The 21,659-nt window shown below is 68.2% G+C and carries 21 protein-coding genes; 9 read left to right on the top strand and 12 right to left on the bottom strand.

Translation table 11 applies throughout. The annotated features are described in order from the left end of the window. The first annotated feature begins 53 nt into the window (after positions 1 to 53). Positions 54 to 1,235 (top strand): hypothetical protein, encoded by a 1,182-nt coding sequence (locus AWB92_RS12435; RefSeq protein WP_085185929.1) that lies wholly within the window; start codon positions 54 to 56, stop codon positions 1,233 to 1,235. Positions 1,236 to 1,271: 36 nt separating this feature from the next. Further along, complete coding sequence (locus tag AWB92_RS12430) at positions 1,272 to 1,886, top strand: hypothetical protein (RefSeq protein ID WP_142282074.1); 615 nt, start codon at positions 1,272 to 1,274, stop codon at positions 1,884 to 1,886. A 40-nt stretch (positions 1,887 to 1,926) separates the two neighbouring features. Here the strand turns inward: AWB92_RS12430 and arc are convergent, their stop codons facing one another. Continuing rightward, positions 1,927 to 3,756, bottom strand: a complete 1,830-nt coding sequence (arc, locus tag AWB92_RS12425; protein ID WP_068178408.1) for a proteasome ATPase — start codon at positions 3,754 to 3,756, stop codon at positions 1,927 to 1,929. Positions 3,757 to 4,038: 282 nt separating this feature from the next. Here arc and AWB92_RS12420 point away from each other — a divergent pair, with 282 nt between their 5' ends. Both AWB92_RS12420 and AWB92_RS12415 read left to right on the top strand, forming a co-directional pair. Next, on the top strand, positions 4,039 to 4,629 hold the full coding sequence (locus tag AWB92_RS12420; RefSeq protein WP_085185925.1) for a hypothetical protein: 591 nt from the start codon (positions 4,039 to 4,041) through the stop codon (positions 4,627 to 4,629). 5 nt (positions 4,630 to 4,634) lie between these two features. Then, positions 4,635 to 4,937 carry a DUF503 family protein gene (locus AWB92_RS12415; protein WP_085185923.1) on the top strand — a complete coding sequence of 101 codons (303 nt, stop codon included), beginning with the start codon at positions 4,635 to 4,637 and terminating at the stop codon, positions 4,935 to 4,937. 2 nt (positions 4,938 to 4,939) lie between these two features. Here the strand turns inward: AWB92_RS12415 and trmI are convergent, their stop codons facing one another. Next, entirely contained in the window at positions 4,940 to 5,782 is an 843-nt protein-coding gene (gene trmI / locus AWB92_RS12410) for a tRNA (adenine(58)-N(1))-methyltransferase TrmI (protein ID WP_085185921.1), read from the bottom strand. 74 nt (positions 5,783 to 5,856) lie between these two features. Here trmI and AWB92_RS12405 point away from each other — a divergent pair, with 74 nt between their 5' ends. The 3 genes from AWB92_RS12405 (at position 5,857) to AWB92_RS12395 (ending at position 8,471) form a co-directional block, all read left to right on the top strand. Then, complete coding sequence (locus AWB92_RS12405) at positions 5,857 to 6,723, top strand: RecB family exonuclease (RefSeq protein ID WP_085185919.1); 867 nt, start codon at positions 5,857 to 5,859, stop codon at positions 6,721 to 6,723. Positions 6,724 to 6,970: 247 nt separating this feature from the next. Then, positions 6,971 to 8,248 carry a DEAD/DEAH box helicase gene (locus AWB92_RS12400; RefSeq protein ID WP_085185917.1) on the top strand — a complete coding sequence of 426 codons (1,278 nt, stop codon included), beginning with the start codon at positions 6,971 to 6,973 and terminating at the stop codon, positions 8,246 to 8,248. Positions 8,249 to 8,255: 7 nt separating this feature from the next. After that, positions 8,256 to 8,471 (top strand): hypothetical protein, encoded by a 216-nt coding sequence (locus AWB92_RS12395; protein ID WP_068126080.1) that lies wholly within the window; start codon positions 8,256 to 8,258, stop codon positions 8,469 to 8,471. Positions 8,472 to 8,479: 8 nt separating this feature from the next. On the opposite strand, the gene AWB92_RS12390 is transcribed toward AWB92_RS12395, so the two are convergent. From AWB92_RS12390 to AWB92_RS12375, 4 genes are all read right to left on the bottom strand, one after another. Then, entirely contained in the window at positions 8,480 to 9,847 is a 1,368-nt protein-coding gene (locus AWB92_RS12390; protein ID WP_085185915.1) for an FAD-containing oxidoreductase, read from the bottom strand. Then, on the bottom strand, positions 9,844 to 10,353 hold the full coding sequence (locus AWB92_RS12385; protein WP_085185913.1) for a DUF4126 domain-containing protein: 510 nt from the start codon (positions 10,351 to 10,353) through the stop codon (positions 9,844 to 9,846). Before AWB92_RS12385 ends, AWB92_RS12390 begins: the two co-directional genes overlap by 4 nt. 126 nt (positions 10,354 to 10,479) lie before the next feature. Next, positions 10,480 to 11,337 (bottom strand): ATP phosphoribosyltransferase, encoded by an 858-nt coding sequence (hisG, locus tag AWB92_RS12380; RefSeq protein WP_085185911.1) that lies wholly within the window; start codon positions 11,335 to 11,337, stop codon positions 10,480 to 10,482. A gap of 2 nt (positions 11,338 to 11,339) precedes the next feature. Then, positions 11,340 to 11,621: a phosphoribosyl-ATP diphosphatase gene (locus AWB92_RS12375; RefSeq protein ID WP_068126071.1), complete on the bottom strand. Its 282-nt coding sequence runs from the start codon at positions 11,619 to 11,621 to the stop codon at positions 11,340 to 11,342. Positions 11,622 to 11,725: 104 nt separating this feature from the next. On the opposite strand from AWB92_RS12375, the gene AWB92_RS12370 reads away from it, so the two are divergent. Then, positions 11,726 to 12,151, top strand: a complete 426-nt coding sequence (locus AWB92_RS12370) for a nuclear transport factor 2 family protein (RefSeq protein ID WP_085185909.1) — start codon at positions 11,726 to 11,728, stop codon at positions 12,149 to 12,151. 10 nt (positions 12,152 to 12,161) lie between these two features. Here the strand turns inward: AWB92_RS12370 and metH are convergent, their stop codons facing one another. Then, positions 12,162 to 15,824 (bottom strand): methionine synthase, encoded by a 3,663-nt coding sequence (metH, locus tag AWB92_RS12365; RefSeq protein ID WP_241523441.1) that lies wholly within the window; start codon positions 15,822 to 15,824, stop codon positions 12,162 to 12,164. Between the two features lie 462 nt (positions 15,825 to 16,286). Between metH and AWB92_RS12360 the strand changes: the two genes are divergently transcribed. Then, positions 16,287 to 17,156, top strand: a complete 870-nt coding sequence (locus AWB92_RS12360) for a PAC2 family protein (RefSeq protein WP_173817410.1) — start codon at positions 16,287 to 16,289, stop codon at positions 17,154 to 17,156. A gap of 4 nt (positions 17,157 to 17,160) precedes the next feature. Here AWB92_RS12360 and AWB92_RS12355 read toward each other — a convergent pair whose 3' ends face one another. The 5 genes from AWB92_RS12355 to AWB92_RS12335 form a co-directional block, all read right to left on the bottom strand. Next, positions 17,161 to 18,060 (bottom strand): SDR family oxidoreductase, encoded by a 900-nt coding sequence (locus AWB92_RS12355; RefSeq protein ID WP_085185907.1) that lies wholly within the window; start codon positions 18,058 to 18,060, stop codon positions 17,161 to 17,163. An 18-nt stretch (positions 18,061 to 18,078) separates the two neighbouring features. Then, positions 18,079 to 19,314: a cysteine--1-D-myo-inosityl 2-amino-2-deoxy-alpha-D-glucopyranoside ligase gene (gene mshC, locus AWB92_RS12350; RefSeq protein ID WP_085185905.1), complete on the bottom strand. Its 1,236-nt coding sequence runs from the start codon at positions 19,312 to 19,314 to the stop codon at positions 18,079 to 18,081. Between the two features lie 26 nt (positions 19,315 to 19,340). Beyond that, positions 19,341 to 20,108: an inositol monophosphatase family protein gene (locus tag AWB92_RS12345; RefSeq protein WP_085185903.1), complete on the bottom strand. Its 768-nt coding sequence runs from the start codon at positions 20,106 to 20,108 to the stop codon at positions 19,341 to 19,343. Between the two features lie 108 nt (positions 20,109 to 20,216). Beyond that, positions 20,217 to 21,041 carry an SCO1664 family protein gene (locus AWB92_RS12340; RefSeq protein WP_346962950.1) on the bottom strand — a complete coding sequence of 275 codons (825 nt, stop codon included), beginning with the start codon at positions 21,039 to 21,041 and terminating at the stop codon, positions 20,217 to 20,219. Further along, a complete protein-coding gene (locus AWB92_RS12335) occupies positions 21,025 to 21,612 on the bottom strand; it encodes a DUF3090 domain-containing protein (RefSeq protein WP_068108432.1) in 588 nt (195 codons plus the stop codon). Before AWB92_RS12335 ends, AWB92_RS12340 begins: the two co-directional genes overlap by 17 nt. Positions 21,613 to 21,659: the final 47 nt, after the last annotated feature.

Here is a 21,659-nt window from a genome sequence, read left to right as displayed (position 1 = left end):
AATCGGGTGCGATAAGCGCCAGCTGGCGGCGCGGTGCCGCTAGGTTGGCCCGCATGGAGCTTTCCCTTCGCCCCTCGCGCGGGACGGCGAATGCCGCGGCCGAAAGCTGGTTCCTGAACCGGGGTTTGCCGTCGGTGCTGACGAGGCGGTCGCGCTGGCGGCGGCTCTGGCCGCGGTCGGCCCCGATGCTGGCGGCGTACGCGACGTTGCAGGCCTGCGTCCTGCCCATCTACCTGATCACGGGTGGCCGCGACGTCCATATAAACGGGGAGCCGACGACCTCCGAGGTGATCCTGCTGACGATCATCGGGCTCGCCCTTCCGCTGATGGCCGTCGTTGGCTGGCTGGTCTCGCGGTCACACATCGGCCGCACCCGCGCGGCCGTGTCGACGGTCGCCGTGGCCGTCGTGGCGTGCGTCGGAACCGTCGTGGGCGGGCCCGCGCAACTGGCGCAGGAAACCGTCGTGGTGGCCGCGGTACTGGTCCTGACCGGCTGCGGTGTCGGGTCGGTCGTCGGGTGGGCGGTGCGCATGATGCTGTCGCACCTGACGACGGTCGGGGCCCTGGCGGTGCGGGCGCTGCCCGTCGTGCTGCTGACCGCCTTGGTGTTCTTCAACACCTACGTCTGGCTGATGGCGGCGACGATCAGCGGGGAACGTCTGGGGTTGGCAATGGCATTCCTCGTCTCGATCGCCGCGGCCTTTGTCGTCTCCGCCACCCGCGATCGGGCCCGGCCGATGCTGCGGTCGACGGCGGCGCTGCCCACCGACACCACGGGGCTTGCCGATACCCCCTTCGCGGCCATGCCGGATACGCCCGACTGCGCACCGCTGAAGCGATCCGAACGCCTCAACGTCATCTTCGTGCTGGCCGCGTCGCAGCTGGCGCAGATTCTGGTGGTCGCGGTGGTCACGGCCACCATCTACCTGATCCTGGGGCTGATCGTGCTCAGCCCGTCGCTGCTCAACGAATGGACCCACACTTACACGAGCACCGCGACGGTGCTGGGATTCACGCTGCCGGTGCCCGATTCGCTGATCCACATGACGCTGTTCCTCGGCGCGTTGACGTTCATGTACATCAGCGCCCGCGCGGCGGGCGACGCCGAATACCGGTCGACGTTCCTCGACCCGCTCATCGACGACTTGCACACGACCCTGATCGCGCGCAACCGCTACCGCGGGGCCGTTGCCGCACCGGCGTGTGAAGTTGACGCCAACCAGGGCAGTGATTAATTTCACAGGGTGTCTCGCCACCGCGCCGAAGAGGAAGTGGACGAACCGGTAGGCGACCTGGCCGGGAAGCGTTACGGGGAAGTGCTTCTCGTGACTCCCGGCGAGGCCGGCCCGCAGGCGTCGGTTTACAACAGCTTCCCGCTCAACGACTGTCCCGCCGAGCTATGGTCGGCGTTGGACCCCCACGCGATCGCCGCCGAGAACGGCGCGGCCGCGGCCCTGCTCAACGGCCCCCGCTATTGGCTGATGAACTCCATCGAAAAAGAGCGGCAGGGCCCGCAAGTGACGAAGACCTTCGGGGGCATCGAGATGATCCTGCAGGCCACCGTCCTGCTGTCGTCGATGAACCCCGCGCCCTTCAGCGTGAACAAGGTGAGCCGCCACACGGTTTTCGTGTTCAACGCCGGCGAGGAGGTCTACGAACTCATCGATCCGCACGGGAAACGCTGGGTGATGCAGACCTGGAGCCAGGTCACCGACCCCAACCTCAAGCGGGAAGACCTGCCCGGGCTGGCGAGCCGGCTCGAGTTGCCCGACGGGTGGAGCTACAAGCCGCGTGTGCTAACCGAGGAGCTGCGGGTGGACACCCGAACCGAGGCCGCGCAGGTGCTGCAGGACAACCTGACCAACAGCTACTCGCTCGAGACGTAGGCCCGCCGCGCCGAGACGTGCGCCAGGGCGCGGCGGCTCGCTACAGGTACTGGCCCAGGTTCGACTCGGTGTCGATGGCCCGGGACGCGCTCGACGACTTGCCGGTGACCAGGGTGCGGATGTAGACGATCCGCTCGCCCTTCTTGCCCGAAATCCGCGCCCAGTCATCGGGGTTGGTGGTGTTGGGCAGGTCCTCGTTCTCGGCGAACTCGTCGACGATCGAGTCGAGCAGGTGCTGAATGCGCAGGCCGGGTTGACCGGTCTCCAGCACCGACTTGATCGCGTTCTTCTTCGCCCGGTCGACGACGTTCTGAATCATGGCCCCGGAGTTGAAGTCCTTGAAGTACATGACTTCTTTGTCACCGTTGGCGTAGGTGACCTCCAGGAACCGGTTGTCGTCGATCTCGGCGTACATCCGCTCGACGACCTTCTCGATCATCGCCTTGATGCAGGCGGTGCGGTCGCCCTCGAACTCGGCGAGGTCGTCGGCGTGCAGCGGCAGCGTCTCGGTCAGGTACTTCGAGAAGATGTCTTGCGCCGCTTCGGCATCCGGGCGCTCGATCTTGATCTTCACGTCGAGGCGCCCGGGCCGCAGGATCGCGGGGTCGATCATGTCCTCGCGGTTGGACGCGCCGATGACGATGACGTTCTCGAGGCCTTCCACGCCGTCGATCTCGCTGAGCAGCTGCGGCACCACCGTCGTCTCGACGTCCGAGGAGACCCCGGTGCCGCGGGTGCGGAAGATCGAATCCATCTCGTCGAAGAAGACGATCACCGGCGTGCCTTCCGAGGCCTTCTCGCGGGCCCGCTGGAAGATCAGGCGGATGTGCCGCTCGGTCTCGCCGACGAACTTGTTGAGCAGCTCGGGGCCCTTGATGTTGAGGAAGTACGACTTCGCCTCGCGGGCATCGTCGCCGCGCACCTCGGCCATCTTCTTGGCCAACGAGTTCGCGACCGCCTTGGCGATCAGGGTCTTACCGCAACCGGGCGGGCCGTAGAGCAACACACCCTTGGGCGGGCGCAGCGCGTACTCGCGGTAGAGCTCCTTGTGCAGGAACGGCAGCTCGACGGCGTCGCGGATCTGCTCGATCTGGCGCGTCAGGCCGCCGATGTCCTGGTAGCTGACGTCGGGCACCTCTTCCAGCACCAGGTCTTCGACCTCGGCCTTGGGGATGCGCTCGAACGCGTAACCGGCTTTGGTGTCGACCAGCAGCGAGTCACCCGGCCGCAGCTTGCGCGGGCGGCTGTCGTCGTTGAGCGCGTCGGGGTGGCCCTCCGGCAGGTCCTCGGCGACCAGCGGCTCGGCCAGCCACACGATGCGCTCCTCGTCGGCGTGGCCGACGACCAACGCGCGGTGACCGTCGTTCAGCACCTCGCGCAATGTCGAGATCTCGCCGACCGATTCGAACGTGCCGGCCTCGACGACGGTCAGGGCCTCGTTGAGCCGGACCGTCTGGCCCTTGCGCAGCGAACCGACCTCGATGTTGGGCGAGCACGTCAAACGCATCTTGCGACCCGAGGTGAACACGTCGACCGTGTCGTCGTCATGTGCCCCCAACAGAACGCCGTAGCCACTGGGCGGCTGACCCAGCCGGTCGACCTCTTCGCGCAGCGCCAACAGTTGCTGACGGGCCTCTTTGAGGGTTTCCATTAACTTTGAGTTTCGCGCCGCGAGGGAGTCGATGCGAGCCTCGAGTTGATGCACGTCGCGTGCGGATCGTGTGCCGCCTGCCGACCCGACCGCATGGTCCAGTTGCTCGCGCAGCACCGCTGCCTCACGGCGTAACTGTTCCAATTCGGCAGCATCGCCGCTGGACATGCCAGTTTCACGGGCATTGCCGAATGCTTCAGAACGCTCTGAGTCACCCATGTTGCGCTCCTTTCCCGCCCCGAAATGTGCGGTGGTACTTCAACGCTACCGGCGATTGCCGGTTGATGTGCGGAGTCAAATGCTCACGAAAAGTTAAGACTTTGGTTCCACTGGTAATCTCTGCCACGAATCTTGCCGAGCGAAAGGACAGCCGTGGCCCTAAAAGCCCTTGCCACCGGCTCCGCCGGCACCGTCTTCTCCGGCGGGCCGGGCCCGGTGTGACTTCCATTGCACCCGTTGGCCCGACGGCGGGCCCGATCGCCTAGACACAGAACGAACCTTATGCACCGACGCTTGACCGTTGCGCTGAGTGCCGTCGCGGCGGTGGCGGCGGTCGGGCTGGCCGGCTGCGCGCACACCGGAACCAAGGTCGTGTCGTCGTCCTCGTCGGCGGTTCCGGTGACGTCGACCCCGCTGATCGTCGCGGCTCCCCCGACCGCGCCGCTGCCCCCGCCCGACGCCCTGATCGACGTCCTGAACCGGCTCGCCGACCCGAACGTGCCGGGCGTCAACAAGGTGAACCTTGTCGACGGCGCGACCCCGGACAGCGCGGGCACCCTGGACAAGTTCACCAACGCGCTGCGGGACAACGGCTACCTGCCGATGACCTTCGCGGCCAACGACGTCGCCTGGTCGGACAAGAACCCGTCGCACGTGACGGCCACCGTGACCGTCAAAACCGCCCAGTCGAACAACGGCAACTTCACCTTCCCGATGGAGTTCACCCCGTTCCAAGGCGGATGGCAGCTCTCCCGCCCTACCGCGGAAACGCTGCTGGCATTGGGCAACTCGGCTACCGGGACGACGCCGACCGCGCCTGCCCCCAGCCCGGCGCCCCCTCCGGCCCCGCCCCCGCCGACTCCCGCGGGCTAGCCGCGATGTGGATCGGCTGGCTCGAGTTCGACGTGTTGCTGGGCCCGGAGCTTGGAGTGCGATCACTCAAGCAGAAGCGGTCGGTCATTCGGCCCGTCGTGGCGGAGCTGCAGCGCAAGTTCGCCGTGTCGGCCGCCGAAACCGGCGCGCAGGAGCTGTACCGACGGGCGGGCATCGGCGTGGCCTTGGTGTCCGGTGACCGCCGCCACGCGGTCGACGTGCTGGACGCGGCCGAACGCCTGGTGGCGTCGCGTCCCGAGTTCGAGCTGCTGTCGGTGCGGCGGGGCCTGACCAGGAGTGACGACTAGTCCTAACCGTCGCGGCCCGGGCGCTTGCGGCCCAGCGGTGCCGGGGCGACGACGCCCGGCGCGAGCCGTCGGGTGAATATCAGGAACGCCGTGTGCCCGCGCATCGAGTGCTGCGGCCGGACGGCCAGCCCGATGACGTTCCAGCCGCGTTGCAGCGTCTCCCACGCCCGGGGCTCGGTCCAGCACTGCTGGGCCCGCAGTGCCTCCACGGTTCGCGACAGCTGGGTGACGGTGGCGACGTAGATCATCAACACCCCGCCGGCGATCAACAGGCGCGCCGCCGCGTCGAGCACCTCCCACGGCGCGAGCATGTCGAGCACGGCGCGGTCGAAGGAGCCGTCGGGCAGGTCGGAGTCCACCAGGTCGCTGACGATCAGTTGCCAGTTGTCGGGCTCCCCGTCAAAGAACACCGAGACGTTGCGGCGGGCGTGTTCGGCGTGGTCGGCGCGCTGCTCGTAGGAGACCACCCGCCCCTCGGGCCCGACGGCGCGCAGCAGCGAGCAGGTTAGCGCACCGGATCCGGCCCCCGCCTCCAGCACCCGGGCACCCGGGAAGATGTCGCCCTCGTGCAGGATCTGGGCGGCGTCCTTGGGGTAGATCACCTGCGGACCGCGGGGCATCGACATCAGGTAGTCGATGAGCAGCGGGCGCAGCACCAGGTAGTCGGCGCCGTTGCTGGATTTGACCACGCTGCCCTGCTCCAGGCCGATCACGGCGTCGTGTGGGATCGACCCGCGGTGGGTGTGGAACTCCGCGCCCGGGGTGAGCGTCATCGTGTAGTGCCGGCCCTTGGCGTCGGTGAGTTGGACCCGTTCGCCAACGCTGAATGGGCCGGTCGCGGACACGCCGTCCAGCGTGCCAGCCGACGCGCCGCGGCCGGTGCTTGGGGGTTGTCGGCGCCCGGTTCTAGGCTGCGGACATGACGGACCAGCCGGAGGAGCGCAGCCGACCTGCGCTGTCACCGTCGCGCGCCGCGGACTTCAAGCAATGCCCGTTGCTGTATCGCTTCCGGGCGATCGACCGGCTGCCCGAGGCGCCGTCGACGGCGCAGCTGCGCGGTTCGGTGGTGCACGCGGCGCTGGAGCAGCTTTATGGCCTGCCCGCCGAGCTGCGCGGCCCCGACACCGCCACGTCGCTGGTGGTACCCGCGTGGGACCGGGTCGTGGGCGCGGAGCCCGATCTGGCCGGCGACCTGCACCCCGAACAGCGCACCGAACTGCTGGCGGAGGCCCGCGCGTTGCTCACCGGCTATTACCGGCTGGAGGACCCGACCCGGTTCGACCCGCAAAGCTGCGAGGAGCGCGTCGAGGTCGAACTCGCCGACGGCACGCTGCTGCGCGGCTTCATTGACCGGATCGACGTCGCGGCCACCGGCGAGCTGCGGGTGGTGGACTACAAGACCGGCAAGGCGCCGCCCGAAGCGCGGGCGCTGGCCGAGTTCAAGGCGATGTTCCAGATGAAGTTTTACGCGGTGGCCCTGCTGCGTTCCCGCGGCGTGCTGCCCACCCGGCTCCGCCTCATCTACCTGGCCGACGGCCAGGTGCTGGACTACGCGCCCGACCACGACGAGCTGCTGCGCTTCGAGAAGACGCTGATGGCGATCTGGCGCGCCATCCAGTCCGCGGCGCCGACGGGCGACTTCCGCCCCAGCCCGTCGCGGTTGTGCGAGTGGTGCCCCCACCAGCAACTCTGCCCGACCTTCGGCGGAACACCACCGCCCTACCCGGGTTGGCCGGACGTTGCTGCGGCGCAACCAATCTCGCATCCGACCGAACCGGCCGCTTGAGGCGTCGGGCGGACGAGAAACCGTCCGAAACGCGGATTCGCCCGCAAGTGCGGTACCCTGTCTAAAGCGTCGGCGACCCACTGGGTTGCCGGCGAGTCGTGATCGATTCTTTGTTTTCTTTGCTCAGATCCCCTCCGGGGCGCCGAGTCCAAGACGACCAGGCGCACCTGCGGAAGCTCGAGTCGCGGCGACCGATATTGCCACACCGGCAATCTCGCCTCCATCGAAGCTTTAGGGACACCAAAACATGCTGGAAGACAACACCTTTGCTCACCTCGGCGTGAGCCCGCCACTGGTCGACGCGCTCGCCGCGCGGGGCGTCCACCACCCGTTTCCGATACAAGTGCAGACGCTGCCGGACACGCTCGCCGGCCGCGACGTCCTGGGCCGCGGCAAGACCGGTAGCGGCAAGACGCTCGCGTTCTCGATTCCCCTTGTCACTCGGCTTGATCCAGCGAACCGGCAACCGGGCCGGCCGACGGGGCTGGTGCTGGCACCCACCCGCGAGCTGGCGACCCAGATCGCCGCGACCATCCAGCCCCTCGCCAAGGTGCGAGGCCTGCGCGTTGCCACGATCTTCGGCGGGGTCTCGCAGAACAGGCAAGCCGCGGCGCTGAGGGCGGGCATCGACATCGTCGTGGCCTGCCCGGGCCGCCTCGACGACCTGATGAAACAACGCGTGGTCAGCCTGGACGCCGTTCAGGTCACGGTCATCGACGAAGCCGACCACATGGCCGACCTCGGTTTTCTGCCGACCGTCACCCGCATCCTGGCGGCCACCCCTGCCGTCGGCCAGCGGATGCTGTTTTCGGCCACCCTGGACGGCGCCGTCGACACGTTGGTCAAGCGATTCCTCACCGATCCGGTGACGCGGTCGGTGGTCGAAGCGACGTCGTCGGCTCCGGAGATGACGCATCACCTCTTCTGCGTCGACGGGGTCCAAGCCAAGAAGGAGTTGGTGCACCGGCTGGCCGCGGGAGACTCCCGGCGAATCCTCTTCATGAGGACCAAGCATCAGGCGCGAAAGCTGGCCCGCCAGCTCACCCAGTCCGGTATCGCGTCGGTGGAACTGCACGGCAACCTGTCGCAACCCGCGCGCGACCGAAACCTGGCGGCCTTCGCCGCCGGACACGCCCGGGTGCTGGTGGCAACCGACATCGCCGCGCGCGGCGTGCACGTGGACAACATCGAACTGGTGGTGCACGTCGACCCGCCCGCCGAACACAAGGCCTACCTGCACAGGTCCGGCCGCACGGCCCGCGCAGGCGCCTCCGGCGACGTCGTCACCATCGTGCTGCCCGAGCAGCGCCGGGAAACCGAGTCGATGATGCGCAAGGCGGCCATTCGCGCGGTGCCCCAAACGGTCAGCGCGGCCTCCCCCGCCATCCACGCCCTCGTCGGCGAGGACAGGCCCGTCGGCGAGGACAGGCCCCGCAGCGCCGTCACGGTGCCCTCCCATCGCCCCTCCGGCGCGCGTAGCAGACGCCGCCGATCTCGACGCCCCGCAACGACTACCCACCACTAGGGGACTCATGGCCGAACAGCAGATTCATCCTTCGAAGGTTCGTGTCGGTGACGTCATCGGCACGGCGAACCGCACCGAGCTTCGGTATACGGTCAAGATCATCAGCGGGCCGCAGACAAGCCCGCAGCGGTGGACATTTTTCGGCCGCGACGCTCAGGGCCAACAGCACACAAGCTCGTTCGGCGAGGACGACGTCGTTCGCAGGTACGCCAAAGCGCCATAGTCACCGGGTCATTCGAGCGGCGACATCTCCTGCAGCATCGTGGGAATCAGCTCGCTGACGGTCGGGTGGATGTGCATCGTGCGCGAGAGCGTCGTGTACGGCGCCTTGGCCGACATGACGTCCAGAATGGCGTGGATCGCCTCGTCGCCGCCGACGCCGAGGATGGCGGCCCCCAGGATCTCGTCGGTTTCGGCGTCCACGACCACCTTCATAAAGCCTTGCGTCTCACCCTTTTCCACCGCCCGGCCGACGCGCGTCATCGGCCGCTTGCCGACCAATGCCTTGCGGCCGGACGCGCGAACCTGGCTCACGGTCATGCCCGCGCGCCCCAGCGGCGGGTCGATGTAGAGCGCGTAGGTGGTGATGCGGTCGCTTACCCGGCGGGGGTCGTCGTCAAGCAGGTTCGCGGCGACGATCTCGAAATCGTTGTACGACGTGTGGGTGAAGGCGCCCTTGCCGTTGCAGTCGCCCATCGCCCAGATGTGGTCGACGCTGGTCTTGAGCTGATCGTCGACGACGATGTAGCCGCGTTCGGTCTGCACCCCGGCGGCCTCGAGACCGAGGTCGTCGGTGTTGGGGCGCCGTCCCACCGCCATCAGCAGATGGCTCCCGGCGATGGGCTCGGCACCGGCTCGCGGCGTCAGTTCAAACCCGTTGGCGATCTTGGTGATTCGCACGTCGTCGGCGCCGACGACGATGTCGATGCCCTCGGCCTCCAGGATCTCCTTGACCGTGGCGGAGACGTCCTCGTCCTCGCGGGACGCCAGCCGCGGGCCGCGCTCGACCACGGTCACCCGGGCCCCGAAGCGCCGGTACATCTGCGCAAACTCCAGCGCGATATAGCTGCCACCGACGATGACGAGATGCGATGGCAGCGTGTCGAGTTCGAGGATCGAGACGTTGGTGAGGTAGTCGATGTCGGACAGTCCCGGGATGTCGGGCACCACGGCGCGGCCGCCGACGTTGAGGAAGATTCGCTCGCCGTGCAGCAGTTCGCCGTTAACGGAGATCGTGTGCGGGTCGGTGAAGCGGGCGTGACCGCGAATCAGGGTGCAGCCGTCCATGCCCTCGAGCCAGCTTTCAACGCCCTTGCGGTCGCTGAGCATGATGTCGTCTTTGCGCGCCTTGACTTTTGCCATGTCGACGCTGACCGACCCGGTCCCCACGCCGTATTCGGCGCCGCGCCTGGCCAAATGGGCGGCGTGCGCGCTGGCCACCAGGGTCTTGGTCGGGATGCATCCGGTGTTGACGCAGGTGCCGCCGACGAGCTTGCGCTCGATGATCGCGACGCGCTGCCCGGCCGCGGTCAGCCGGCCCGCCAGTGGAGGGCCGGCCTGCCCGGCACCGACGATGATGGCGTCGAAATGCTCCGTCACTTAACGGCCGACAGGATGTATTCCGTCAGCACGTGACCCGTCACCGCAACGACGGCGAACCCACCCAAGATCGCGACGGCGTCCTCGAGCAACGCGATCGGCAGGTCCTTGCCGGCCACCGCGGCCAGACGTTTGCGCGCCTGATAGCCGCCGAAGGTGCCGAGCACCGCCCCGATGATGCCGGCGCCGAGCGCCGAGAAGGTCCAGTGCGGCCACGCGCCCAACGCGGCGCCCGCCAGCCCGCCCGTGATGATCCGGGCGGCGAAGATCGGTGGGGCCGTGCGGGCCGGCGTCTTGGGCAGCTTGTCGTTGACCAATTCCCCGACGGCGAGCACCGTGAACACGATGGCCGTGATGATGTTGCCCATCCAGGACGCCCACGTGCCGTGCAGGTCGAGCCAGCCGAGATAGGCGCCCCAGGCGACGACGGCGGGGGCCGTCAGCGAACGCAACCCGGCGACGACACCAATTGCTAGAGCCAGCAGCAGAATAAGCGCGTGTGTCACGAGGACCCTCCTGGGGGACGAACAGCGCGGCAAGGGCAAGGGATGACAGCCCGCGGAGAAAATGGGCGTTGGTTTTTCATCAGCCCCAAGGCGGACGTTAACACAGCCGCGGGCGCGGCACGATGATCAGAACCGGCAGAACCTGATGTCCGAAGCCAGAATCGCCTTGGCGCCGATGGCGGCGAGCTCGTCCATGATCTCGTTGACGCCGCGGCGGGGCACCAGCGCGCGGATCGCCACCCAATCCGGATCGGCGAGCGGCGCGATCGTGGGCGATTCCAATCCCGGCGTGATCGACGTGGCCTTGTCCAGCACCGAACGCGGGCAGTCGTAATCGAGCATCAGGTATTGCTGGCCGAACACCACGCCCTGGACCCGCGCGACGAGTTGATCGCGCACGGCCTTGGTCTCGCCGTGGCCGTGGTCGTCGGCCCGCTCGATCAGCACCGCCTCCGAATCGCACAGTGGCTCACCGAACGCCACCAGGTCGTGCAGGCTCAGGGTGCGCCCGGACCCGACGACGTCGGCGATGGCGTCGGCCACCCCGAGCTGCACCGAGATCTCCACCGCGCCGTCGAGCCGGATGACCGTCGCGTCAATGCCCTTTTCTGCCAAGTCTTTTCGGACCAGGTTCGGGTAGGCGGTGGCGATCCGCTTGCCGGCCAGGTCGGCCGTCGACCAGTCCCGCCCGGCCGGGCCCGCATAGCGGAAGCTCGACGACCCGAAACCCAACGCCAGGCGCTCGCGCACCGGCGCGTCGGAATCGCGCACCAGGTCCCGACCGGTGATGCCGAAATCCAGCTCCCCCGAACCCACGTAGATCGCAATGTCTTTGGGCCGCAGGAAGAAGAACTCGACCTGGTTGACGGGGTCGACGACGGTGAGGTCCTTGGAATCCGTGCGGCGACGGTAGCCGGCCTCCGAGAGGATCTCGCTGGCCGGCTCGCTCAGCGTGCCTTTGTTGGGAACCGCAACGCGCAGCATGCTCACAGCTTCCGGTAGACATCGTCGAGGGACAGTCCGCGCGCGATCATCAGCACCTGCGTCCAGTACAGCAACTGGCTGATCTCTTCGGCCAGCGCGTCGTCGGGTTCGTGTTCGGCGGCCAGCCACACCTCGCCGGCCTCCTCCAGGATCTTCTTGCCCAGCCCGTGTATGCCGCCGTCCAGCGCCGCGACCGTGGCGCTACCGGCCGGCCGGGTACGCGCGCGATCGCCGAGTTCGGCGAACAGATCCTCGAAGGTCTTCACGGCCAGCGATTGTTCCACGTGCCGGCCAGCAAAGTCACGGCGGTTTCGCGGGACCGGACGACAAGCTAGGCCCCTAATATCGACTTGACCTAAAGCGCTGTCGAAGTTTTAGCCTCGGGCCCATGGACATTGGCATCAAGAGCGAGGTCGCCGAACTGGTGGACCGATACCTGTGCTCACTGGACGAACGCAAATTCGACGACGAATGGGCGCGTGAATTTTTCACCGAGGACGCGGTCGTCACGTTTCCCATCGGGAACGCCGAGGGGATTGATTCGATCGTGGCCAACACACGCCGCGGCGTGCTGCAGTTCGCCCGCACCCAACACCTCGGGTTGAACTACCTTGTCGACGCGGACCCCGGCAGCAGTGGAGCGTCGGTGCGCTGGAACCAGGTCAACCATCACGTCCACCCCGATGGCGATCTGTTCACCAGCGGCACCTGGTGTGAGGCCGAGTTCGTCCGTGCCCCCGCGGGCTGGCGCATCGCCCGCACCGCCATGCACGTCACCTGGACTTCCGGTCGGCCGCCGGGGCGGCCGTCCTGAAAGTTGTGGGTCAGTCCTCCGGGTTGTAGCCGAGGTTGGGGGCGAGCCAGCGCTCGGCCTCCCGCAGGGTCCAGCCCTTGCGCTTCGCGTAGTCGGCGACCTGGTCCTGGGCGATCCGCCCGACCACGAAGTACTGCGAGTCCGGGTGCGAGAAATACCAGCCGCTGACGGCGGCACCGGGCCACATCGCCATCGACTCGGTCAATTCGATGCCGGTCCGCTCCTTGACGTCCAACAAGTTCCAGAGCGTCACCTTCTCGGTGTGCTCCGGGCACGCCGGGTAGCCCGGGGCGGGGCGGATTCCCACGTACTTCTCCTCGATGAGCGCCTCGTTGTCGAGCTGCTCGTCGGGCTGGAATCCCCAGAACTCCTTGCGGACCCGTTGGTGCATGCGCTCGGCGAACGCCTCGGCCAGCCGGTCGGCGAGCGACTCCAGCAGGATCGCGCTGTAGTCGTCCACGGCCGCCTTGAACTCCGCGATCTTCTCCTGGCTGCCCAGCCCCGCGGTGACGGCGAAGGCGCCCACGTAATCGGCCAGACCGGTGTCCTTGGGCGCGATGTAGTCGCCCAGCGACCGGTTGGGGATGCCGTCCCGGTGCTCGCCCTGCTGGCGCAGGTTGTGCAGCGTGGTCAGCACCTCGGTGCGGGTGTCGTCGGTGTAGACCTCGATGTCGTCACCGACCGCGTTCGCCGGGAAGAACCCGATCACCCCGTTGGCCGTCAGCCACTTCTCCTTGATCAGGGTGTCGAGCATCTCCTGGGCGTCGTCGTACAGCTTGCGGGCGGCCTCGCCCGAGGCCGGGTTGTTGAGGATGTCCGGGAAGCGGCCCTTCATCTCCCAGGCGTTGAAGAACGGCTGCCAGTCGATGTACTCGCGCAACTCGGCCAGGTCGTAGTCGTGAAACTCCCGCACGCCCAAGCCCTGTGCGGGCACCGGTGGCATGTAGCCGTCCCACTCGATCGGCGTCCGGTTCGCGCGGGCCTTCTCCAGCGTCAGCATCGGCCGCTCGTTCTTCTGAGCGTGCCGTTCGCGCAGCGATGCGTAATCCTTCTCGGTGGCCTCCAGCAGCGCCGGACGCTGCTTGTCGTCGAGGAGCGCCGCGGCGACCGGCACCGAGCGGGACGCGTCCTTGACCCAGACCACCGGACCGCTGCGGCGCGGCGCCACCTTCACGGCCGTGTGGGCGCGCGACGTGGTCGCGCCGCCGATCAGCAGCGGGATCTCCAGCCCCTGGCGTTCCATCTCGACGGCGAAGTTGACCATCTCATCCAGCGACGGCGTGATCAGCCCGGACAGCCCGATGATGTCGGCGTCGTGCTCCTTGGCCGCATTGAGGATCTTCTCGGCGGGCACCATCACGCCGAGGTCGATCACTTCGAAGTTGTTGCACTGCAACACAACTCCGACGATGTTCTTGCCGATGTCGTGGACGTCGCCCTTGACGGTCGCCATCACGATCGTGCCGTTGGTGTCCTTCGATGAGGCGGCGCCGTTCTGCTCTTTCTCCGCCTCGATGAACGGCAGCAGGTACGCCACGGCCTTCTTCATCACCCGGGCCGATTTCACCACCTGGGGCAGGAACATCTTGCCCGAGCCGAATAGGTCACCGACGACATTCATGCCGTCCATCAGCGGGCCCTCGATCACCTCGATGGGGCGGCCCCCCGCGGCGGCGATCTCGGCCCGCAGCTCCTCGGTGTCCTCGTCGACGTGGGCGTCGATCCCCTTCACCAGGGCGTGGGTGATCCGCTCGCGGACCGGCAAGGATCGCCACTCGGCCGCCGCGGCGTCGTCGGTCTTCTCTGATTTGTTGAATCGTTCCGCGATCTCCAGGAGCCGTTCGGCCGCGTCCTCGCGACGGTTCAGGACGACGTCCTCGATGCGGTCCCGCAGCTCGGGGTCGATCGAGTCGTAGGGCACCAGCGCGCCCGCGTTGACGATGCCCATGTCCAGGCCGGCCTTGATGGCGTGGAACAGGAACACCGAGTGGATCGCCTCGCGCACGGGGTTGTTGCCCCGGAACGAGAACGACACGTTCGAGATGCCGCCGGAGATGTGCACCCCGGGCAGGTTCTCCTTGATCCAGGCGCAGGCCTCGATGAAGTCGATCCCGTAGGTCGCGTGCTCCTCGATGCCGGTGGCCAGTGCGAAGCAGTTCGGGTCGAAGATGATGTCCTCGGGCGGGAAGCCAACCTCTTCGGTCAGAATCCGGTACGCGCGCCCGCAGATCTCCTTGCGGCGCTCCAGGTTGTCGGCCTGTCCCTGCTCGTCGAAGGCCATCACGACCACGGCGGCGCCGTACTTGCGGCACAGCCGCGCCTCGCGGATGAACTTCTCCTCGCCCTCCTTCATGGAGATCGAGTTGACGATCGGCTTGCCCTGCACGTTCTTCAGGCCCGCCTCGATGACCTCCCACTTGGAGGAGTCGATCATTACCGGAACGCGGCTGATGTCCGGCTCGGCCGCGATCAGCTTGGTGAAGCGGTCCATCGCGGCGACGCCGTCGATCATGCCCTCGTCCATGTTGATGTCGATGACCTGCGCGCCGACCTCGACCTGCTGCAGGGCGACCGACAGCGCGGTGTCGTAGTCCTCGGCCTTGATCAGGTTGCGGAACCGGGCGGAGCCGGTGATGTTGGTGCGCTCACCGATGTTCACGAACAGGGAGTCGTCGGTGATGTTGAGCGGCTCCAGGCCGGACAGCCGGGTGGCCACCGGGATCTGCGGCACCTGGCGCGGCGCCTTGCCCTCGACGACCTTGGCGATCTCGGCGATGTGCGGCGGCGCCGTCCCGCAGCAGCCGCCGACCAGGTTGACCAGGCCGGCCTCGGCGAAGTCGGCGATGTAGCCGGCCTGACGCTCCGGGGTCTCGTCGTACTCGCCGAAGGCGTTGGGCAGGCCGGCGTTCGGGTAGCAGGAGACGAAGGTGTCCGCGATCCGCGACATCTCGGCGATGTAGGGCCGCATCTCCGGCGCGCCCAGCGCGCAGTTGAGGCCCACCGCAATCGGTTTCGCGTGCCTGATCGAGTTCCAGAAGGCCTCGGTCACCTGACCGGACAACGTGCGCCCCGACGCGTCGGTGATGGTGCCCGAGATGATGACCGGCCAGCGGCGCCCGCGCTCCTCGAACAGCGTCTCGACGGCGAACACCGCCGCCTTGGCGTTGAGCGAGTCGAAGATGGTCTCGATGATGAGGAGGTCAACGCCGCCGTCGACCAGGCCGTTGGCGGCTTCGAGGTAGGCGGCGACCAGCTGGTCGTAGGAAACGTTGCGGGCGCCGGGGTCGTTCACGTCCGGCGAGATCGATGCGGTCCGCGTGGTAGGCCCGATGGCGCCGGCGACGTAGCGGGGCTTCTCCGGGGTGCTGTACTCGTCGGCGGCCTTGCGGGCCAGGGCGGCGCCGGCGTAGTTCAGCTCGTAGGCCAGTTCCTGCATGCCGTAGTCGGAGAGCGAGATCGCGTTCGCGTTGAACGTGTTGGTCTCCAGGATGTCGGCGCCCGCGTCGAGGTACTCACGGTGGATCCCCTCGATGATCTGCGGCTGAGTCAGGTTGAGCAGGTCGTTGTTGCCCTGCAGGGCGGTCGGCCACTCCGTGAACCGGTCGCCGCGATAGCCGGCCTCGTCCGGCCGGTCCCGCTGGATCGCCGTGCCCATCGCGCCGTCGATCACCATGATCCGCTGGCGGAGAGCAGCCGTCAGTGCCTCGGTGCAGTCGGGCCGGATGTTCGGTGCGAAGTCTGTCTTCACGGCGTTCACGTACGTTCCTTCCGTAGCGGAAGGCGTCCTTCTCGTCAACAACGTCGACTCTGCCGAGCGTGGCGGTTATCGGCGTGGGCCGGACAACCGTTGCAACGCCTCTCGACCAGAAAAGTCTACGTCGCTCCCCGATCGACGTCTGGACGCCCAACTCGTCGCCGTGATCGACAGCTCGCGGATCGTGCCGGCGACGTGGTAGTTACCAAGGTTAACCAGTTTGCAGCCGAACGAATTTCCCAGCGGTGTTCGTTGGCGGCAATCACGCCACAAGGATAGTCGGCCTATGGAATAGGCCCGGCGGTTGGCAGATCCCTGCCAGGCAAGGCTCGCGGAACGGCGCGGGCGGTTTGCGGCAGGCCGTACGCTGATTCTGTGACCCTGCCGGATCGTGGCCCGGAAGCCCGTGCGCTGCCCGAACTGCACAACACCATCGTCGTGGCGGCGTTCGAGGGCTGGAACGACGCCGGCGACGCGGCCAGCGACGCGCTCGAACACCTGGACGCCATCTGGGAGGCCGACCCGATCGTGGAGATCGATGACGAGGCCTACTACGACTACCAGGTGAATCGCCCGGTCATCCGGCAGATCGACGGGGTCACCCGCGAGCTGGTGTGGCCGGCGATGCGGATTACCCACTGCCGGCCACCGGGCAGCGACCGCGACGTCGTCTTGATGCACGGCGTGGAGCCCAACATGCGCTGGCGCACGTTCTGCGCCGAGCTGCTGGCGATCGCCGACAAGCTCAACGTCGACACCGTCGTCATCCTCGGGGCCCTGCTGGCCGACACCCCACACACCCGCCCGGTTCCGGTGTCGGGCGCGGCGTACTCCCCCGAGTCGGCGAAACGTTTCGGCCTCGAGGAGACCCGCTACGAGGGCCCGACCGGGATCGCCGGGGTGTTCCAGGACGCCTGCGTGGCCGCCGGGATCCCGGCGGTGACGTTCTGGGCCGCGGTGCCGCACTACGTGTCGAACCCGCCGAACCCGAAGGCGACCGTGGCGCTGCTGCGCCGAGTGGAGGACGTCCTCGACATCGAGGTGCCGCTGGGTGACCTGCCGATGCAGGCCGAGGAGTGGGAGCAGGCCATCACCGAGATGGCCGCCGAGGACGAGGACCTGGCCGAATACGTGTCGTCGCTCGAGCAGCGCGGCGACGCCGAGGTCGACATGAACGAGGCCCTGGGCAAGATCGACGGCGACGCGCTGGCCGCCGAGTTCGAGCGTTACCTGCGCCGGCGTCGCAAATAATCGCCTAATCGCCTGCGAGCCCGCGCGTTTCGCGCAATGACTCGACGTTGAACGCCGACAGCGAGCGGCCGAGCGCGGCGGCCTCGGCGTCCATCCGGGGCAACAGCTTGTCGGTGACGCTGCGGACGGGGAATTCGCCGGCCGGGCTGGACAGCACCGGCTTGAGCCAGCGCAGCAGCCCGACCCACGGCGGGCAAAAGACCCGGCGCCGACGGCCCTCGATGCCCTTGACGAGCGCGTCCGCGCACTCGTCGACGGTGGTGGTCTTGTTGAGGGGCCACGGCAGCTTCGCGATCATCTCGCCGAAGGCGGGAATGTCGGCCTTGCTGTCGCGGACCAGGGCGGTGTCGATCCAGGACATGTGTGCCGAGCCGACGCTCACGCCAAGGTTGGCGACCTCCAGCCGCAGCGCGTTGGCGAGGATCTCGTTGCCGGCCTTCGTCGCGTTGTAGGGCGCCAGCCCCGGGGCCGCCGCGTATGCGGCTAGCGACGAAACCACCAACATGTAGCCGCGCCGGTCGATCACGGCCGGCAGCGTCGCGCGCACGGTATGGAAGACGCCGAGCAGGTTGACGTCCAGCACCCGCTTGACCGCCTCCGGATCGACGTGCAACAGGGAGCCGTAGCTGGCGATGCCGGCGTTGGCCACGACGACGTCGATGCCGCCGAAGCGTTCGACGGCCTTGGCGGCCGCGGCCTGCATGGCGGCGAGATCACGCACGTCGGCGACGGCGGTGAGCACCCGCTCTTCGCCGAGTTCGGCGGCGACCGCGGCCAGTTCGGCCTTGTCGAGGTCGGTCAGCACCAGCCTGGCGCCCTTGTCGCGCAGCCGGCGGGCGACCTCGGCCCCGATTCCGCGAGCGCCCCCGGTGATGAAGACGACCTTGCCGTGCAGCGACATCATGGCCGAAACGTACCCTCTTTACAGCTGCACGCCCAGCAGCGCGTCGACCGCCGTCGCCACCAACGCCGGCGCCCCGGCGTCGTGGCCGCCGTACTCGAGCGCGTCGGTGGCCCAACCATCAAGCGCCGCAAGGGCTTTCGGGGTATCGAGGTCGTCGGCCAGGTAGCGCCGCACCCGGGCGATGACGTCGGCGGCGTCCGGCGCCGCGGGCAGCGCGATCGCCGTTCGCCAGCGCTGCAGCCGGGCCGTCGCCTCGTCGAGCACCTGCGGGCTCCAGAACCGGTCCGCGCGGTAGTGCCCCGCCATCAGGCCCAGCCGGATGGCCGCCGGCTCGATGCCCTGTTCGCGCAGGGCCGACACCAGTACCAGGTTGCCGCGGCTCTTGGACATCTTGTGGCCGTCCCAGCCGATCATCCCGGCGTGCACGTAATGGCGGGCGAATCGCCGTTCGCCGCGCACACATTCGGCGTGGGCGGCGGTGAATTCGTGGTGCGGAAAGATCAGGTCGCTGCCGCCGCCCTGGATGTCCAGGCCGCTGCCGATGCGGCTGAGCGCGATCGCCGCGCACTCCACGTGCCAGCCGGGCCGGCCGTCCCCGAACGGCGAGGGCCAGCTGGGCTCGCCGGGCCGCGCGGCGCGCCACAACAGCGCGTCGAGCTCGTCGCTCTTGCCGGGGCGGCCCGGGTCGCCGCCGCGCTCGGCGAACAGCGCCAGCATGGTGTCGCGGTCATAGCCCGACTCGTAGCCGAACTGCATGGTGGCGTCCGCCCGGTAGTAGACGTCGGGGTATTCGTCGTCGAGGACGTAGGCCGCGCCCGACGCCAGCATCTTTTCGACGAGTTCGACCACCTCGGCGATCGCCTCGGTCGCCCCGACGTACTCCCGCGGCGGCAGGATCCGCAGCGCCGTCATGTCCTCGCGAAACAGGGCCACCTCCCGATCGCCCAGCTCGCGCCAGTCGACGCCGTCGCGCTCGGCGCGCTCGAGCAGCGGATCGTCGATGTCGGTGACGTTCTGCACGTAATGCACGTCGTGGCCGAGGTCCACCCACTGCCGGTGCACCAGGTCGAAGGCCAGGTAGGTGGCCGCGTGTCCCAGGTGGGTCGCGTCGTAGGGCGTGATGCCGCAGACATACATGGTGGCTTTCGACCCGGCCGCCACCGGGCGCACCTGCCGGTCGGAGGTGTCGTACAGCCGCAGCTCCGGGCCACGCCCCGGCACCACCGGGACCTGTGCGGAAGACCACGTCTGCATAACGTCGACTCTAAACGCGCACGGGATCAGCGAAATTCCTGGCGGATCGCGCCGAGCAGGACCGGAGCCAGCTCGGCGCGGCACATGACGAAGTCGGGCAGGTACGGGTCGAGCTGGTTGTAGCGCAGCGGCGAACCGTCGAGCCGCGAGGCGTGCATGCCGGCGGCCATCACCACCCCGGCCGGGGCCGCCGAGTCCCATTCCCACTGGCCCCCGGCGTGCACGTAGGCGTCGACGTCGCCGTCGACGACGGCCATCGCCTTGGCGCCCGCCGAGCCGATCGCCACGGGCTGAATGTGCAGCGTCTGGCGCATGCGGTACAGGACCGCGGGCGGGCGGGTGGCGCTGACGGCGATCCGGATGGTGCCCGGAATGCCGGTGCGCGCGGCGCCGGCGGTCACGGTGTCGCTGCGATACACCGTGTTGCCGCGCGCGGGCAGCGAGACGGCGGCGTCGGTGATCTCGCGCTGCCCGTCGGTCGGGCGCTGCCACAGCGCGATGTGGACCGCCCAGTCGTCGCGGCCCGGCGTAGAGAACTCCCGGGTGCCGTCCAGCGGGTCGATGATCCACACCCGATCGTGATTGACCCGGGAAAGGTCGTCGTAGGCCTCCTCGCTGAGCACCGCGTCGCCGGGCCGCTCGTCCCGCAGCCGGCGCAGGATCAACGCGTTCGCCAGGCTGTCCCCCGCGTCGCCGAGCGCCCAGGGATGGCCGAAACCAACCTCCTCGCGCACCTTGAGCAGCAGCTCCCCCGCGTCCGCGGCGAGATCGGCGGCGAGGGCGGCGTCCGTCATCTCACCCGGCGCGGAAGTCACCGGTTCAGTATCGCCGACGACCTGGCCCGCTTTAACTTGTGGCGGCGACCCGCAGCGCCCGGCTTCGCCGCGCTTGCGATCGGCGCACTAGAACGCCGGCCAGGGAATGGGGCGGTGCCGGTTGGGCGCCGGCATGACCGGGTTGTCCAGCAGCCGGCACACGCGCCGGCGCAGCGCCGCGATTTCCGCGCTGGTGATGTGCTCGGCCAGCTCGTCGGCGAACGAGCCAGCCAGGGAATCGGCGAGCCCGGCGATCGCCTCGCACGTGTTGTCGTCGATCGGCTTGCCGGCCCAGCCCCACAGCACGGTCCGCAGCTTGTTCTCCACGTGCAGGGACACCCCGTGGTCGACGCCGTAGATGTGGCCCTCGAGGTCGCGCAGGACGTGGCCGCCCTTGCGGTCGGCGTTGTTGATCAGCACGTCGAACACCGCCATCCGCCACAACCGGATGTCGTCGGCGTGCATCAGGACCACCTCGTCGCCGGCGTAGTCGTAGGCCCGCAGCACCGGCAGATAACCCGGCTCGTGTTTGTCGGCGGGAAACAAGTCGACCAGATCGGGCAGGTTCGTGGGGGGCGAATCCACCGCGTCACCGGGCTGCTGTATCCACAGCTGCAGCATGCCCGGCCCCGCGGGCCCATGCCGAATGATGGTGTAGGGCACGATGTTCCAGCCCAGCTGCACCGATACCAGGTACGCCCCGAGTTCGCGCCCGGCCAGGGTCCCGTCCGGGAAATCCCACAGCGGCGCCTCACCGGAGATCGGTTTGTAGACGCAGTGCACGCTGGCGTCGCCGAGTGTCGACTCGCACAGGAAGGTGGCGTTGCTGGCGGAGCGGATGCGTCCGAGGACCGTCAGTTCGCCGTCCCGCAGCACCTCCCGCTCGTGCGCCTCGTTATTCCTCGGCGTCATCGTCGGGCCCGAGAAGCGCGCTGCGCTTGTAGCCGTTGGTGCGCGCGCAGATGTGGCCCTCGGGGTCCAGCGGTTCGTCGCACAGCGGGCACGGCGGACGGCCGGCCGAGATGACGCGGTTGGAACGGGTGGCGAACTGGCGTGCCGACTCCGGCGTCAGGAAGACCCGCACCGCGTCGGGGCCTTCCTCGGTGTCGTCGAGCACGACCGAGGCGTCGAACTCGGCGTCGGTGACGGCCAGCAACTCGACCACCACCGTCTGCGCCTCCGAGTCCCAGCCGAGGCCCATGGTCCCGACCCGGAACTCCGCGTCGACGGGCGTGATCAACGGGCTGAGGTCGTCGATCTCGGCGGGCTCCGGCGGAACCGGCGTGCCGAACCTGCGGTTCACCTCGAGCAGCAGCGCGCCGATGCGCTCCGCGAGCACCGCGACCTGTTGCTTCTCCAAGACCACCGACACCACCCGCGAATCGCCCACGGCCTGTATGTAAAACGTGCGATTTCCGGGCTGGCCGACGGTCCCGGCCACGAAGCGGTCGGGCGTGCGGAAGACGTGAATTGCGCGGGCCATGGCACCTCCAAAATACCGGCTGTTGCCGTCGCCGTGCGATTCGATTG

It is taken from the genome of Mycobacterium sp. IEC1808 (assembly GCF_002101935.1).
Classification (GTDB): Bacteria; Actinomycetota; Actinomycetes; order Mycobacteriales; family Mycobacteriaceae; genus Mycobacterium.
The sequence above is the reverse complement of the archived record's forward strand: the minus strand, read 5'-3'. Positions and strand labels throughout refer to the sequence as shown.